We start from the raw sequence: 14,229 nt of genomic DNA on the forward strand, positions 1-14,229 counted from the left end.
GGCGCAGCCGACGCGATCCGACCAACCCCGGCTACCGGAAGGGCGCCGCGACCAGGTCGAGCAAGGTCCGGCGATGCGCGGCGAGCCTGCCCGTGCGGTTCACGGTCACCGCGCCGACCAGCTCCCCGCCTCGGTGGTGCAGGACCTCCGCGCGCCTGCCGCGCGGGTCGAGCTCCAGCACCTGTTGCCCGTCGGCCAGGTGGGGCAGGCCCACCGAGCGGATGCGCAGGTCGTACTGGTCGGACCAGAACGACGGCACCCGCGGTTCGAGCGGGCCGGGGCCGTGCAGCAGGGTGGCCGCCGCGGTGCGGGCCTGCTCCGCCGCGCTCGTCCAGTGCCCCTGGTTGACCAGTGCGCCCCCGGCCAGCGGCTCGGGGACGCGGCAGACGTCGCCCGCGGCGACCACGTCCGGCAGGAACCGACCACGGGTGGTGCGCACGCGCCCGAACCGGTCGCAGGCGACACCGCCCACGACGTCCAGCCCCGATCCGCGCAACCAGCCGGTGTTGGGGACCGCGCCCAGTGCCAGCACCACCGCTGCGCCGGTCACGCGGTCGCCGTCGGAGAGCACCGCGCGGACCCCTCCACCCGCACCGGCGAGTTCCACCACGGTCGTCGACAGGCGCAGGTCCACGCCGTGCTCCCGGTGCGCCTGCGCCACGAATCCGCCCACGACCGACCCGAGCGCCCGCTCCAGCGGTTGCGCGGCGGGATCGACCAGGGTCACCGCGACGCCCGCGCTCCGGGCGACGGCGGCGACCTCGCTGCCGAGGAAGCCCGCACCCACCACGACGAGCCTCCGACCGCCTTCGCGGGCGGCGCGCAGCGCCGAACGCAGGGCCAAGGCGTCGTCGAGCCCTCGGACGGTGAGGACGCCCCGGTCCGGGGCGGTGCCGGGGCCGGTCCACCCGCGCGCGGCGGCGCCGGTGGCGATCACCAGACCGTCGTAGGGCAGGGTCGTCCCGTCCGCGGTCTCGACAACGCGCCCGCGCGGGTCCAAGCGCGCCGCCGGGCAGCCGAGGCGCCAATCGACGTCGAGGTCGGCGGCCACCGGGAAGGCCACCCCGCCGGCCGGAACGGCTCCCGCCAGCAGCGCCTTGGACAGCGGCGGGCGGTCGTAGGGCATGTGCGGCTCGTCCCCCACCACGACGAGCGTCCCGCCGAACCCCAGCTCGCGCAGGGACTCGGCGGCCCGCAGGCCCGCCAGCGAAGCGCCGACCACGACGACGCGCCTCGGCGGCGTCCTCATCCCGCCTCTCCCACCAGGGCGATCGCGCGCACCGGGCACGCCCCGGCGGCCCGGACGACGTCCTCACGGAGCCCTGCGGCCGGTTCGGCCTCGGGTGGGACGGTCAGGGGTTGAAGCGGGAGTACGCGGGGGCGCTCCAGCGCAGCGGGCTGAGCGCGGGCACCTCCACCACCCCGGCGATGTCGAACCGGACGACGCGCTGGGCTCCCCGGTGGCGGGCGGCGCCGCGCGCGGACCAGTCGACCGCGGCGGTTCCGGTCAGGTGCAACGAGGTCCCGGTCTCCCAGTCGGGGAAGAGCAGCCCCGCGTCCGGGCGCAGTTCGAGGTTGCCGAGGGTGAGGAACATGGCGTTGCCCGTGTAGTCGGGCCACTCCAACCGGTCCTCGGACAGCACGTGGACGAAGCCGGGGTTCCCGCCCCGGTGCGAGGTGTCGACCTTGCCCTCGTCCGAGGCGGTGGTGACGAAGAACGTGTCCGCGGTGGTGACGCGGTGCCGCTGCTCGTCGCTGAGCACCGACGCGGACCTGCCCGCACCGGGCACCACGTCGGCCCTCGGCGTGGGTTCCCGCTTCTGGATGTACTTGGGGCAGTTGGCGAAGACCTGCTCGACCTCGACGACCAGGCCGCCGTCGCGCGGGCGGGCCACGCCGTTGATCCGCATCCGCCGCCGGGTGCCGGGTTCGACGGCGATCACGCCGACCTCGACCCGCCGCGACAGCGCCTCGGCCAGCGGATCGGCCTCGGCGGGCGCTGCCGCGACGGTGAGCGTGCGACTGTCGGGTGCCCGGAGGAACCCCGGTTCGCCGGTGAGCATCGTCGTCCACAGCCGACCGCCGCCGTCGTCGGCGCCCAGGAAGACGACGTGCTGACCGGCCAGGAACCCGGCGGCGACCTCGGGGATCGTCGAGCGGATGCCGTTGAGCCCGAACGCGGCCTGGTCGAGCAGACCGGCGCGCGCTTGGACCGCTCGCTCCCCGCGGTGGTAGGAGGGGTGGCGTTGGCTGGTCATGGCTTAGAAGAAGCCGCAGGTGGGAGCACCGGCCGTCGGCGCGGCGGAGCCGCCCGCGCCCGAGGGCGCGTAGATCTCCAGGCGGATGCCGTCGGGATCGGTGAAGAAGATGCCGCCGGAGTCCGCGCCCTCGCCGTGCGGCACCACGCCGTCGTAGGCGAAGGTCGTCGACAGCTCGCGCAGGACCGCCTCGGCGGCGCGGACCTCGTCGACCGACTCCACCTGGAAGGACAGGTGGTGCAGACCCGGCAGAGCCGTCGGGAAAGCGCCGTCGCTCTGCTGCCACAGCGTCAACAGCAACTGCCCGTCCCGCCCCAGGAAGACGAACCGCCGACCCGGCCCGGCGCCGTCGCTGAGCACTTCGAAGCCGAAAACCCGCTGGTAGAAGTCCCGCGAGCGGTCGACATCGGTGACGTTCAACCCGATGTGCCCGGTCTTCAGGCCGGTGAGTGCCATGCCGTTCCTCCCTGATCATCTTTAACCGTTGATCGAACGGTAGCCGGTTAGAAGGAGGTGCGTCAACCCGGCAAAGCTGGGTACAACGGTTAGAAGTAGGTTGGTCCGCGCACCGGCTGCCCAGGAGGTCCCATGACCGCAGACCCCAGGCCACTGATCGGCGAGCCGCTCGCCCTGGACCTGCTCAACACGCGCTGGATCGCGGGCGGCGCCCACGACCTGCTGGAAACCGCGGACGGACTGCGGACCTGGCTGCGCAGCGCCGGCCTGGCCGAGCGCTGCCGCGCCGACGAGGCGACGCTCACCGCGGTCCTGCGCACCCGCGACGCCCTCGCCGCCGCGATCGACCCGCCGCACAGCACCGCGGCGCTGGACGAGGTGCTCGGCCACGGGCGGATCCGCCTGCGGGTGGTGGACCGCCGCCCGGTGGAGGAGGTCGAGGTGGACGACCCGGCGTGGCTGCCGGGGTGGCTGGCCGCCCGCGATTACGTCGACCTGCTGCGGCGAGCGGCCGACCGCGTCAGGGCCTGCGCCAACCCGGCCTGCGTGCTGCACTTCTTCGACGTGTCGAAGAACGGCAGCCGCCGGTGGTGCTCCATGGCGGGGTGCGGCAACCGGGCGAAGGCGAACCGCCACTACGCCCGGCACCGCGACGACCCGACCCGCTGACCGGACCGGGCGACGACGAGGAGGGCCCGACGCGCGTGCGCGTCGGGCCCCGTTGACGGCGGGAATCCCCTTGCCCGCCCTCGTCGTCCGGGATCAGCGCGTGGTTGTGCGGTGTTCGGCGTGCACGGTCACCTGTGAGGTGTCCTGGGCTGCGTTGTGCCTCGGGGAGTCGAACCCCTCGCGCTGCCCTCCGCGCGCCGGAGAAAGTGGCCGGATGAACCGCCGGACCGCGGTGTGCGCTCGCTTCCCGGACGACTACCCGCGCCCGCCGTCCCTCGCTCAGTCCAGCAGGTCCACCTGCCAGTTCGCCTGCTGGATGTCGGTGTCGACCTCGCGGATGTCCCGCGCCAGCCGGTCGGCGTCCGCGCGCAGCCGCGCCACCGGCAGCGCGGAGACGTACAGCAGTTCCGAGCGGAGCTGGCGGGCCATGCCCGGCTGGTTGCGGCCCGTGGCGGCGTCCGCGGCGGCGGTGAGCAGGCCGTGGCGCAGGCGCAGCGCGTCACGGCGGGCCAGCGCGTCGCTGATGGTGCCGTCGCGCAGCGGCGTCGCGGCGTTGGTGCGGTTGATCCGGCGGATCAGCGACTCCAGTTCGTCGGACGCCTCCAGCGCCTGCGCCAGCAGGGCCTCGGCGTCCTCGGCGGGCGTCTCGCCCTCCTGGTAGCGCGCGTTGCCCGCCACTCGCGCGCGCAACTGCTCGACCCGTCGCGCGACGTCGGCGCGCAGCGCGAGCGCCTCACCCAGCTTCATCCGCACCTCTCCCGTGGCAGTGGGCGGAAGTATGCCACGCCGTCGACCAGGCCCTTCGGCATTCAGGTATCAGTGCGGTATCAGTGCCCCGTACCCGCTTCGGGGTGGGTGTGCACGGTGACCGCCACCAACCGGGGCACCGCGCGCACCATGTTCCGCTCCACGTCGTGCGCGATGCGGTGGGCGCGCTCCACGTCCAACCGCCCGTCGACCGCGATGACCAGCTCCGCGCGCAGGCTGTGCCCGATCCAGCGCATCCGCAGCTCCTCGGCTCGCGCCACGCCGTCCACCGCCGCGGCCGCCCGCTCGGCCAGCTCCACGGTGGCCGGGTCCACCGCGTCCATCAGCCTGCCGAGCACCTCGGTCGCCGCGTCGCGCAGCACGACCAGGATCGCCACCGTCATGCCGAGCCCCACCAGCGGATCGGCGACCGGGAAGCCCAGCGCGACGCCCGCCGCGCCCAGCACCACCGCCAGCGAGGTGAAGCCGTCGGCGCGGGCGTGCAGGCCATCGGCCACCAGCGCCGCCGAGCCGATCCTGCGGCCCACCGACACCCGGTAGCGGGCGACCAGCTCGTTGCCCGCGAAGCCGATGGCGCCCGCCAGCGCCAGCACCCCCAGGTGGCGCACCGGTTCGGGGTCCAGCAGCCGCTGCACCGACTGGTAGCCGGTGAGCGCGGCCGAGGCGGCGATGAGCAGCACCACGACCACGCCCGCCAAATCCTCCGCGCGGCCGAGGCCGTAGGTGAACCGGCGGGTGGCGGCCCGCCTGCCCAGCACGAAGGCGATGCCCAGCGGCACGGCGGTCAGCGCGTCGGCGGCGTTGTGCACGGTGTCGCCCAGCAATGCCACCGAACCGGTGACCAGCACCAGGGCGGCCTGGGCCAGCGCGGTGAGAAGCAGCGCGACGAACGACACCACCAGCGCCCTGATGCCCTGGCGACTGGTCTCCAGAGCCGGGTCGAGCCGGTCGGCGGTGGTGTGGCGGTGCGGCACGCCCCACCACGACCGCCCGTGCCCGTGTCCGTGCCCGTGTCCGTGCTCTCCGGTCACCGCTCCGCCTCCCGCTCGACTCCGCAACCTCTATATCTGCGCATACTCGCAGATACGCAGTCAACTAGGCTCACCCCGTGCACACTTCGCTGGCGAACTTCGACATGCCCGACGAGGAGCGCGTCAACCTCGCCGCCGAGTCCTTCCGCCTGCTGGCCGACCCGACCAGGATCAAGGTGCTCTGGGCGCTGCTGCAGGGCGAGTCCTCGGTGGCGTGCCTGGCGGAACTGGCGGGCGCGACACCCACCTCGGTCAGCCAGCACCTGGCCAAGCTGCGCCTCGCCGGTCTGGTGAAAGGCCGCCGTGAGGGCACCTTCGTGTACTACTCGGCGGCCAACGACCACGTGCGCGGCCTGCTGGCGCAGGCGCTGTTCCACGCCGACCACGTCGACCGCGGCATGGACTGAGCTTCACCGGTCCGGTCCTGTACGCACCGTGCGCAGCAGGTCACGATGAGCGTCGGGAACTCATCGAGACGGGGGATCATCGATGCACCCGTACGTGCTCGACCCGACCGGCCGGGACATCCACCGCGAGGCCGCCGAGCTGCGCGCCCGCGGTCCGGCGACCCCGGTGGAGCTGCCCGGCGGCGTGCGCGCCTGGGCGATCACCAGCGCCGAGCTGATCAGGCGTCTGCTGGCCGATCCGCGCGTGTCCAAGGACGCGGCCCGGCACTGGCCCCCGTGGTCCGCTGGTGAGATCCCCGAGGACTGGCCGCTGCACCTGTGGGTCTCGGCGCGCAACATGTTCACCGCTTACGGCGAGGAGCACCGCAGGCTGCGCTCGCTGGTGGCCAAGGCCTTCACCGCGCGCCGCACCGCCGCCCTGCGCCCGAGGGTGGAGCGGATCACCGCCGACCTGCTCGACGCGCTGGCCGCCGGACCGGACCGGGTGGACCTGCGAGAGCGCTTCGCCCACCCGCTGCCCATCGAGGTGATCTGCGGCCTGTTCGGCATCCCCGACGCGGCGCGCTCCGGCCTGCGTCAGGCGGTCGACCTCATCTTCGCCACCACCACCTCGCCCGCCGAGGCGCTGGCCAACCACCAGGCCGTCTACGCCATCATCGGCGACCTGGTCGCGGACAAGCGCCGCTCGCCCGGCGACGACCTGACCAGCGACCTGGTCGCGGTGCGCGACGACGACGGCTCCCGGCTCACCGAGGCCGAACTGGTCGACACGCTGCTGCTGCTGGTCTCCGCGGGCCACGAGACCACGGTGAACCTGCTCGACCACGCCATCACCGCGCTGCTGACCCACCCCGACCAGCTGCTCGGCGTCCGCTCGGGCGCGGTGTCGTGGTCGGACGTCATCGAGGAGACGCTGCGCTGGCAGGCCCCGGTGGCGAACCTGCCACTGCGCTACGCGGTGGAGGACCTGGTGCTCGACGGCGTGGTGATCCGCCGGGGCGAGGCGATCCTGACCGGTTACGCCGCCGCCGGGCGCGATCCGGCGGTGCACGGCGACAGCGCCGACCGGTTCGCCCCCGGCCGCGCCGACAAGAGCCACCTGGCGTTCGGCTACGGCGCGCACCACTGCCTGGGTGCGCCGCTGGCCCGGCTGGAGGCCGGGGTGGCGCTGCCCGCGCTGGTCGACCGCTTCCCCGACCTGGCGCTGGCCGTGCGGCCCGACGAGCTGCGGCCCGTGCCCTCGTTCATCTCCAACGGCCACGCCGCGCTGCCGGTGTCGCTGCGCGGCGTTTGACAGCACCAAAGTGTAAGTGTGTACTCACACACATGCCCGACATCCCCCGGTCCACCGCCGAAGCGCGTCGCGCGACGGTGCTCCACCGCGCCGTGCCCGTCTTCGCCCGACACGGCTACCACGCCACGCCGGTCACCGCGGTGGCCGAGGCCGCCGGGATCTCGCAGGCTTACGTGTTCCGCTTGTTCAAGGGCAAGCTGGAGCTGTTCGTCGCGGCGCTGGACCACTGCTACGAACTGATCTGCCGAACACTGCGCACCAGCGCGGAGACCGCGCCCGGTGCCGGCCCGGACGAGGTCCTGGAGGCGCTGGGGAACGCCTACGCCGACCTGATCGCCGACCGCGACCTGCTCATGCTCCAGATCCACGCGCAGAGCGCCTCGGACATCCCCGAGGTGTGCGAGGCCATCCGGCGCGGTTACGCCGCCGTGGTGGAGACGGCGCGGGAGCTGTCGGGCGGTACCGACGAACAGGTGCAGCGGTTCATCGCACTGGGCCAGCTGTGCCACCTCATCGTCGCCGCCGACCTCGACGGCGTGGACGCGGCCTGGGCACGCACGCTGACCCGCGGGATGCGCCACCCCACCTCCCGCGAGTCGAACTCCCAGAACCCCTGAGTTCAACGCCCAGGTGACACGCCGTCCACCCCGCATCGGACACGCGCCACCTCGGGTAGTGGTTACCGGCCCCTGGGAGCGGGTCGGGTAGTACTTGCAGGCGGGGTTGGCGATGGACGGGACGGTACCGTCCATGAGTTAGGGTGGCGCCATGACCCGTCGCGCACCGTCCGGGGCGGCCGTGCTGCAGCCCGGCATCACCGCTGCCATCACCGATGCCGTCCTGGCCGAGCTGGTGGAGCGGGGTTACGCGCGGCTGTCCATGGAAGGGGTGGCCAAGCGCGCCGGGGCGGGCAAGAGCGCCCTGTACCGGCGGTGGCGCACCAAGCAGGAGATGGTGCTGGCGGTGCTCGCCGAGATCAGCGTGCCGAGGGTCGAAGTGGTCGACACCGGCACGCTGCGCGGCGACCTGCACGCCCTGGTGACCTCCGTCGCCGCCTGGCTGACCGAACCGCCGTTCTCCCGGATCATCCCCGACCTGGTGGCCGAGATCACCCGCGCGCCCGACCTGGCCGAGGCCATCGCGGCCTCCATCGGCGCGCCCCGGCGGGCGCTGGCCAGGAAGGTGCTGGAGCGGGCCGTGGCGCGCGGCGAACTGGCCCCCGACACCGACCTGGAGATGGCCCAGGACCTGCCCGCCGCGCTGGTCTACTGGCGGATGGTGGTGCGGCGGGCACCGGTCGAGCCGGACTACCTCGACCGGGTCACCGACACCGTGCTGCGCGCGCTGGGGGCCGCGTCCGGCTGAAGCGGCCCGATCGCGCCACCGGGGCGGCCGCGGTCCCCCACCGTCACTGCCGGTCGTGCGGCAGGCGCGCGGAACTGGCGAACGAGCTGGCGTCGTCGGCCGTCTGACCGCGTCGCGCCGCCTCGGCCAGCGCCTCGTCGTCCAGGTCGGGGTCGGGCGCGGGAACGGTGTCCGGTTCCACGTCCGACGCGACGTCGGCCAGGTCCTGGTTGACCGGGTCCTCCTCGTCTGCGGTCTGCGCGGCCGTCTCCGGCTGCTCCTCGGCCAACCGCTCGTCCAGCGGGCGCGGGGTGCGCTGCTCGTAGGGGGTGGTGCCGTACTGGTCGGCGCCGACCCACCGCTCCGGCGGGTCCATGCCCGCCTCCAGGGGGTCGAGCCTGAGCCGGTCCTCGTCCAGGTCCTCCGCGCTGTTCAGCGCGGCGGGATCGGTTTCCACCGCATCGGGCGAACCGGTGTCGTGCGGCGGGGTGTAGGAACCGAACTCCTGTTCTTCGCTTGAGGTCATGGACGCCGTGTACCCACGATCATGCCGAAGACACCACTCCAGTCGGGAACACCACACGACCCGGTGTCCTCGCCGAGGGCGGTCGGTGCGCTCCGTGCCCTTTTCGTCAGCTCCGCGGGTGCGCGGGCGCCCCCCTGCCCTCGCGGGAGCCCCGGTAGGCCGCCAGCCTGAGCCTGACCAGCACGCCCGGCGCCGGACGCAGCTCGGGGTGGTGGTTGACCATCGGGTCGAACCACTCCACCCGCTCGGGCTCGCCGCGCACCTCCAGCTCCGCCACCGCCCGCCAGCGGCCGAAGGGCTCCGCCACGGTCAGGGTGAACACGACCGGGTGACGTTCGGCCGCCGCGCGGAACGCCTCGGTCGAACTGGGCAGCCGCTCGCCGCCCGCCGGGAACGCCCCGATCCACCGCAGGCCGCCATCGACCCGGTACGGCAGCACCGTGCTGTAGGGCCGGGCTCGCCAGTTCCGCCGCGGCAGCGGCAGCGCGCGCAGCACGGGCAGCGATCCCGAGCTGTCGAACAGCAGGTCCAGCGGCCCACCGGGCCTGCCGCCGGGCACGCGCACCGCCAAGCCGAGCACGTCGGGCCACGTGCCGGGCGTGCCCGCCCCCTTGGACACGCGCACCAGCACGTCCCGCTCGGGTTCGCCACCCGACAGCAGCCGGGCCACCGGATCTCGCCCGGTGGCCCGCAGCACGCCGCGCAGCGCCACTCCCGGCGAGTGCACCGCCCGCGCGTGCCGCCACCTCGCCAGTACTCGGAAGACCGTGTCGATCACGAGCACTCCTCCCTTTCCGGGTCGTCCCCGGATACCCCGCCCGCACGGGTGTAGGCCCCGTTTGCCCGTGGCCCGGTCGGGTAGCCGACCGCCATGAGCACCAACGAGCTACCGATTCCGGACTACGACCAGATCCCGCTGGGCGACTTGCGGCACCGCGTGCGGTCGCTCTCCGAGCAGGAGCTGCGGGGCGTGCTGGAGCACGAGCGCGAGCACGGCAACCGCGCGCCGGTGCTGCAGGTGCTGACCGCGCGGCTGGAGGAGCTGGAGGGCGGCGCCGAGCCGTCCGGCGGCGACCCGCGCAACGCGCCGGAGGTCGCGGGCGCCTCGGGCGTTCCGCCGGTCTCGCCCGAGCACTCGCCGGAGGACAACACGCCGCTGCGGCACGGGGTCTACGGGCAGACCCCCGCACGAGGGCGGAACTGAGCCATGGCCGAGCCGAGAGGACGCCCGGTCGAGCTCGACGGCAACACCGCAAGCGCCATGGCGGACGACCCGGACTTCGCCGGTGAGCACACCCGGCCGACGGTGGCCGACGACCAGGAGCGCCCCTCCGACGAAGCCGAACCGGCGGGTCGGGGTGGCGACGGCGGGATGGACCCCGTCTGACGTCCGGCCTCCGCGCCGCACCGCCGCGGCGCGGAGGCCGGACTCGGGAGCCGCTGGGCGCGTCAGGGCTGGAAGACCGATCGGACGCAGTCGTCCTCCTTGTCCTTGAACAGCTGGTAGCCGCGAGGGGCCTCGGCCAGCGGCATCACGTGCGTGGCCAGGTGCCCGGTGGACAGCTCGCCCTTGGCGATGCGGTCGAGCAGCATCGGGATGTAGCGCTGGCCGTGCTGCTGCGCCCCGCGCACCGTCAGCCCCTTGTTGAGCACCGCACCCAGCGGGAACTTGTCGACGAACCCGCTGAACACGCCCAGCACGAACACCGAGCCGCCCTTGCGGCAGTTGTGGATGGCCTCGCGCACCGCGATCGGCCTGTCGGTTTCCAGCTTGAGCTTGCTCTTGACCTGGTCGTAGACGTACTGCGGGCCGTCGCTGTGCGCCTCGCAGCCCACCGCCTCGATGCACACGTCCGGACCACGCCCGCCGGTGGCCTCGCGCAGCGCCGCGCCGACGTCGACCCGCTGGTAGTTCAGCGTCTCCACGCCGAAGGTCCGCTCGGCCTGCCGCAGCCGGTAGTCGAAGCGGTCGATCACCAGCACCCGCTCCGCGCCCAGCAGCTGCGCCGCCCGCGCGGCCATCTGCCCGACCGCGCCGCAGCCCCACACCGCCACGGTGTCGCCGGGCTGAACCCCGCCCAGATCCGCCCCCATCCACCCGGTGGGCACCGAGTCGGAGGCGAACAGGGCGCTCAGGTCGTCCACGCCCTCGGGGATCGGGATGGCGGTGTGGTCGGCGAAGGGCACCCGCACGTACTCCGCGTGGCTGCCCCGGAACCCGCCCATGGCGTGGGAGTAGCCGAAGATGCCGCCGGGGTCGGCGCCCCACAGCGCCTGCGTGATACCGGGGTTGGTGTTGGTGTTGTCGCACAGCGACCACAGGTCGTGCTTGCAGTAGTAGCACTCACCGCAGCCGATGAAGGACGCCACCACCACCCGGTCGCCGACCTTGTGCCGGGTCACGCCCGGCCCGACCTCGACCACCTCGCCCATGAACTCGTGGCCGATCACGTCACCGGCCTGCATGAACGGGATGTGGCCGGTGAGCAGGTGCAGGTCGGAGCCGCAGGCGGTGCTCAGCCCGACCTTGAGGACGACGTCCTTGTCGTCGAGGACCTTCGGGTCGGGCACGTCCTGCACCCGGACGTCGTTGATCCCCTCCCAGCACAGCGCCTTCACAGCCGCCCCTCCCCCTTCGACTTGCCGATGACCAGCTGCAGCACCTTGCCCGCCGGGCCGGGGTGGGTGGTGCCGGTGGTGTCCGGCTGGACCACCAGGCCGGTCTCCAGCAGCGACTTGGCCTGCCGCAGCGCGATCCGCAACTCCTCGCGGGAGACCTCCTCGCCGATCGGGCGGGCCAGCAGTTCGGTGCCCTTGTCGCCGGGAGCGGGGCGGAAGCGGACCTCGATCCGGTCGCGCAGCCGCTCCAGCGGCTCGGGCAGCGACGCCGCGCCGGTCACCTGGTCCAGCGGCCGGTAGGCGGTCACCGCCAACCAGTGCTCCTCCCGGCCCTTCTTGTGCCCGTCCGCGGTGTGGCTGGTCAACCTGCGCGCCAGCGCGACCGCCGCGCCGACCCCGGCCACGACCGCGGCCCTGCTCGCTGTCCTCATGTCCCGCCCTCTCGACATCGCCGAAGCCTGCGGGTACCCCCGCGGGCTTCGGCGACGCCTGTCCGGCCGAAATCGCCCCCATCGGTCGAGCCGGACGAGCCCCGCTCACCGTGCGGCTCGAACGCTCCTCCGGTGAGGGGATCGGCGCTGAGAACGAGATGCTCCTCCACCACGTCACCACGGGTATCGGAACGCCTCGTGCGCGCCTCCGACGACGTATCAAGCCCGTTAGCATCGCGGCAGCGAGGAACGCGGAGAGGACGGATGATGATCACGGGCGTGCTGATAGCCGAGAGCCTCCGCACCGGCACGACGCTGGACCACACCCGCCTCGTCGTCCAGGAGATCAAGCGCGTCGCCGTGCGGAACCCCACCGCGGACCAGCCCCCGGTCTGGACCCTGCTCAGCTTCGAGGCTCCCGACGCGGACGCGGACGCGTTGGCCCGCGCTTTCTCCGACGCGCTGGACCAACCCGGCTGGTACGCCGACTTCCGCACACCCGACGAGACCTTCGTGGTCTTCCCCGGCCGGATCTTCCGCTACTCGCGGGGTGACCGGACTGGACGGACCGAAGCCCAGGCGCACGGCCGGAGCATCGGCATCCCCGATGAACAACTCGACTGGCCCGTGTAGCCGGTCCCTCCACCCCGGTGACCGAACGCGCACCGAGGTGGACTTCCGCCGCCCCCCGGATACCAGTCGTCGCGCGGCGTCCGGGGCGGCCGCACCGACGGCGACCTCGCCGTTCACGGCACCAGCGGTAGCATGATCACCTGTGATGATCGAGGAGGCGATGGACCTCAACCTCGCCGAGCACGCCGCTCACCTGCACCGGGGTTCGCCGATCGCCGCCGTCACCGCTACCGGTGACCTGCTGGTCGCCGACAGCGGGCTGGACGACGACACGTTCAACATCATCGCCGCCGCCCGCTTCACGCCGGAGAACGCGATCCAGCGCATCGAGCAGGTGGTCCGGGACGTCCGGGCCACCGGCAGGCCCTTCTCCTGGTGGGTCGGCCCCGCCGCCACACCCGCGAACCTCGGCGACCTGCTCGCCTCGGCGGGGCTGCCCGCGTCGGACTCCGAGACCGGGATGTGGCGCGACCTGGCCGACCTGCCCGCGATCCCACCGGCGGGCCGCCTCGACATCCGCCCGGTGACCACGCCGGAGGACCTGGCCGACTTCGCCGCCGTGCTCGCCGCCAACTGGGATCCGCCCGCCGCCACCGTGCGCCGCTTCTACGGCGACGCCGCCTCCCGAGCCCTCGCCTCCCCCGCGCGCTACTTGGTCGGCCGCGTGGACGGCCGCCCGGTGTGCACGGCCGAGGCGTTCCTCCACGCAGGCGTCGCGGGCATCTACAACATCTCCACCCTGGTCACCGACCGTCGGCGCGGCTACGGCGGTGCGATCACCCTGGCCGTGCTGCACGCCGCCCGCGCCGCGGGCGCCACCACCGCCGTCCTCCAGGCCTCGGCCGACGGGGAACCCGTCTACCGCCGCCTCGGCTTCACCGCCCGCGGCCGGTTCACCGAGCACGCCCTCCCCCTCGCCACCGACTGACCGCTGTTCAAGGGTGAGGAGGACGACTGCGTCCGCGTGGTCTCCCAGCCCTGACCCGCGTTCGGCGCTTCATACCGGCCGGGCGACTGGTTAGGGTCCTTGGTCGTGGACGACGCCTTACCCGGCAACGGCGTGATCGGCGGGGTCTCCGGTGCGGTGGTCCAGGCGCACTCGATCACCGGAGGCGTGCAGGTGCACCAGGCCCTGCCCCCGGTGGTGGTCCCGCGCCAGTTGCCGCTGGTGAAAACCGGCTTCGTGGGTCGCACGACGTACTTGGCCGCGCTGGACCGCATGGTCGCGGATGGCCGTGCCGTCGGCGTCACGGTGATCGACGGCATGGCCGGGGTCGGCAAGTCGTCGCTGGCGGTGCGCTGGGCGCACGGCAAGGCCGAGCACTTCCCCGACGGACTCCTGTACGCAGACCTGCGCGGGTTCGGCGCGGCGGACGCCCCGGTCCACCCCGGTGAGGCGATCCGGGGGTTCCTGGACGCGCTGGGGATGCCCGGCATCGCCTGGCCCGTGGAGTTCGACGGGCAGGTGGCCCTGTACCGGAGCCTGATGGCAGGGCGGCGGGTGTTGATCGTGCTGGACAACGCGCGCGACAGCGAACAGGTGGAACCCCTGCTGCCGGGCAGCCCGACGTGCCGGGTCGTGATCACCAGCCGTTACCGGCTGGACAACCTGGTCGCCAGGTACGGGGTCCGCACGGTGACGCTGACCCTGCTCCCCGAGGAGGAGTCGCACGAGCTGCTGGCGGTGGCGCTGGGCCGCGAGCGCGTCGCCGCGGAACCGGGGGCGGTGCGGGAGCTCGTCCGCCAGTGTGGCCACCTGCCGCTCGCGCTGTCCCTGGTGGCCGCCCGCCTGG

The 14,229-nt window shown here is 73.4% G+C and carries 18 protein-coding genes and 1 pseudogene; 10 read left to right on the forward strand and 9 right to left on the reverse strand.

Annotated elements, in window-relative coordinates; genetic code table 11:
- Positions 1 to 31: 31 nt before the first annotated feature.
- The 3 genes from IEZ00_RS14525 to IEZ00_RS14535 form a co-directional block, all read right to left on the reverse strand.
- Positions 32 to 1,249, reverse strand: coding sequence for an NAD(P)/FAD-dependent oxidoreductase (locus tag IEZ00_RS14525; protein WP_189223737.1), 1,218 nt, complete (start codon positions 1,247 to 1,249; stop codon positions 32 to 34).
- 103 nt (positions 1,250 to 1,352) lie between these two features.
- Positions 1,353 to 2,258 (reverse strand): pyridoxamine 5'-phosphate oxidase family protein, encoded by a 906-nt coding sequence (locus IEZ00_RS14530; protein WP_189223738.1) that lies wholly within the window; start codon positions 2,256 to 2,258, stop codon positions 1,353 to 1,355.
- Between the two features lie 3 nt (positions 2,259 to 2,261).
- On the reverse strand, positions 2,262 to 2,714 hold the full coding sequence (locus IEZ00_RS14535) for a VOC family protein (protein WP_189223739.1): 453 nt from the start codon (positions 2,712 to 2,714) through the stop codon (positions 2,262 to 2,264).
- Positions 2,715 to 2,846: 132 nt separating this feature from the next.
- Here IEZ00_RS14535 and IEZ00_RS14540 point away from each other — a divergent pair, with 132 nt between their 5' ends.
- Positions 2,847 to 3,383, forward strand: coding sequence for a CGNR zinc finger domain-containing protein (locus IEZ00_RS14540; protein WP_189223740.1), 537 nt, complete (start codon positions 2,847 to 2,849; stop codon positions 3,381 to 3,383).
- Positions 3,384 to 3,662: 279 nt separating this feature from the next.
- Here the strand turns inward: IEZ00_RS14540 and IEZ00_RS14545 are convergent, their stop codons facing one another.
- Positions 3,663 to 4,130 (reverse strand): DIP1984 family protein, encoded by a 468-nt coding sequence (locus IEZ00_RS14545; RefSeq protein ID WP_189223741.1) that lies wholly within the window; start codon positions 4,128 to 4,130, stop codon positions 3,663 to 3,665.
- Positions 4,131 to 4,210: 80 nt separating this feature from the next.
- Complete coding sequence (locus tag IEZ00_RS14550; protein WP_189223742.1) at positions 4,211 to 5,182, reverse strand: cation diffusion facilitator family transporter; 972 nt, start codon at positions 5,180 to 5,182, stop codon at positions 4,211 to 4,213.
- A gap of 77 nt (positions 5,183 to 5,259) precedes the next feature.
- Between IEZ00_RS14550 and IEZ00_RS14555 the strand changes: the two genes are divergently transcribed.
- The 4 genes from IEZ00_RS14555 (at position 5,260) to IEZ00_RS14570 (ending at position 8,248) form a co-directional block, all read left to right on the forward strand.
- Positions 5,260 to 5,589, forward strand: coding sequence for an ArsR/SmtB family transcription factor (locus IEZ00_RS14555; RefSeq protein ID WP_189223743.1), 330 nt, complete (start codon positions 5,260 to 5,262; stop codon positions 5,587 to 5,589).
- An 82-nt stretch (positions 5,590 to 5,671) separates the two neighbouring features.
- A complete protein-coding gene (locus IEZ00_RS14560) occupies positions 5,672 to 6,883 on the forward strand; it encodes a cytochrome P450 family protein (protein ID WP_189223744.1) in 1,212 nt (403 codons plus the stop codon).
- Positions 6,884 to 6,915: 32 nt separating this feature from the next.
- Positions 6,916 to 7,500, forward strand: coding sequence for a TetR/AcrR family transcriptional regulator (locus IEZ00_RS14565; protein ID WP_189223745.1), 585 nt, complete (start codon positions 6,916 to 6,918; stop codon positions 7,498 to 7,500).
- Positions 7,501 to 7,651: 151 nt separating this feature from the next.
- On the forward strand, positions 7,652 to 8,248 hold the full coding sequence (locus IEZ00_RS14570; protein WP_189223746.1) for a TetR/AcrR family transcriptional regulator: 597 nt from the start codon (positions 7,652 to 7,654) through the stop codon (positions 8,246 to 8,248).
- Between the two features lie 43 nt (positions 8,249 to 8,291).
- Here the strand turns inward: IEZ00_RS14570 and IEZ00_RS36630 are convergent, their stop codons facing one another.
- Together IEZ00_RS36630 and IEZ00_RS14580 are read right to left on the reverse strand one after the other, a co-directional pair.
- On the reverse strand, positions 8,292 to 8,753 hold the full coding sequence (locus IEZ00_RS36630; protein WP_209618534.1) for a hypothetical protein: 462 nt from the start codon (positions 8,751 to 8,753) through the stop codon (positions 8,292 to 8,294).
- Positions 8,754 to 8,859: 106 nt separating this feature from the next.
- Positions 8,860 to 9,531 carry a hypothetical protein gene (locus IEZ00_RS14580; RefSeq protein WP_189223747.1) on the reverse strand — a complete coding sequence of 224 codons (672 nt, stop codon included), beginning with the start codon at positions 9,529 to 9,531 and terminating at the stop codon, positions 8,860 to 8,862.
- 93 nt (positions 9,532 to 9,624) lie between these two features.
- Here IEZ00_RS14580 and IEZ00_RS14585 point away from each other — a divergent pair, with 93 nt between their 5' ends.
- Positions 9,625 to 9,957: a DUF8129 domain-containing protein gene (locus tag IEZ00_RS14585; protein ID WP_189223748.1), complete on the forward strand. Its 333-nt coding sequence runs from the start codon at positions 9,625 to 9,627 to the stop codon at positions 9,955 to 9,957.
- Positions 9,958 to 9,960: 3 nt separating this feature from the next.
- The gene (locus IEZ00_RS14590; protein WP_189223939.1) at positions 9,961 to 10,140 is read left to right on the forward strand and encodes a hypothetical protein; all 180 of its coding nucleotides are present in this window, start codon (positions 9,961 to 9,963) and stop codon (positions 10,138 to 10,140) included.
- Between the two features lie 62 nt (positions 10,141 to 10,202).
- On the opposite strand, the gene IEZ00_RS14595 is transcribed toward IEZ00_RS14590, so the two are convergent.
- Entirely contained in the window at positions 10,203 to 11,372 is a 1,170-nt protein-coding gene (locus tag IEZ00_RS14595; RefSeq protein ID WP_189223749.1) for a zinc-dependent alcohol dehydrogenase, read from the reverse strand.
- Positions 11,369 to 11,803 (reverse strand): hypothetical protein, encoded by a 435-nt coding sequence (locus IEZ00_RS14600; protein ID WP_189223750.1) that lies wholly within the window; start codon positions 11,801 to 11,803, stop codon positions 11,369 to 11,371. The genes IEZ00_RS14595 and IEZ00_RS14600 overlap by 4 nt, the downstream gene beginning before the upstream one ends.
- Positions 11,804 to 12,070: 267 nt before the next feature.
- Here IEZ00_RS14600 and IEZ00_RS14605 point away from each other — a divergent pair, with 267 nt between their 5' ends.
- The 3 genes and pseudogenes from IEZ00_RS14605 to IEZ00_RS14615 all read left to right on the forward strand — a co-directional run.
- On the forward strand, positions 12,071 to 12,436 hold the full coding sequence (locus IEZ00_RS14605) for a hypothetical protein (protein WP_189223751.1): 366 nt from the start codon (positions 12,071 to 12,073) through the stop codon (positions 12,434 to 12,436).
- A gap of 145 nt (positions 12,437 to 12,581) precedes the next feature.
- Positions 12,582 to 13,364, forward strand: coding sequence for a GNAT family N-acetyltransferase (locus IEZ00_RS14610; RefSeq protein WP_209618525.1), 783 nt, complete (start codon positions 12,582 to 12,584; stop codon positions 13,362 to 13,364).
- Positions 13,365 to 13,469: 105 nt separating this feature from the next.
- A pseudogene (locus IEZ00_RS14615) lies at positions 13,470 to 14,229 on the forward strand (tetratricopeptide repeat protein); the annotation flags it as partial.

Source organism: Saccharothrix coeruleofusca (genome assembly GCF_014648515.1).
In the GTDB taxonomy this organism is placed as follows: Bacteria; Actinomycetota; Actinomycetes; order Mycobacteriales; family Pseudonocardiaceae; genus Actinosynnema; species Actinosynnema coeruleofuscum.